This is a genomic window from Shewanella sp. MBTL60-112-B2, from assembly GCF_019655055.1.
Taxonomy (GTDB): domain Bacteria; phylum Pseudomonadota; class Gammaproteobacteria; order Enterobacterales; family Shewanellaceae; genus Shewanella.
Window position 1 is genome coordinate 1 of the sequence record NZ_BPFA01000116.1, and the last position, 308, is coordinate 308.

The following is a 308-nucleotide window of genomic DNA, read 5'->3' on the forward strand; positions in this document are numbered from 1 at the left end:
TGCCCAGAGTCGGTAGGCCGGTGACCGTAATGGTGAGGTTATCGCCATCAGCATCGGTTGGTGCGCTGAGGCCTAAAGACGTGTTTTGCGTCTCTTCATTGACATTGATGCTATTGCTGTCGACGAGCGGCGCATCGTTCATTGGGTTGACCGTGATCGCCACACTGCCGTTTTCAGTGATAGTGCCGTCATTGACGCTGTAGGTGAAGTTACCCACGGCATCACCGCTGTCATAGTCGGCAGGGGCATCGTACTGCAAGCCTTCTAATTGGCCAGCGGTTAAGATCATGCCATTGGTGATCGCAGTA

General features: G+C 53.9%; 1 protein-coding gene. It reads right to left on the reverse strand.

All coding sequences use genetic code 11. The features are described from left to right. The coding region (locus K5Q73_RS21495; RefSeq protein ID WP_220766214.1) for an Ig-like domain-containing protein at positions 1-308 on the reverse strand (308 nt) is incomplete at both ends.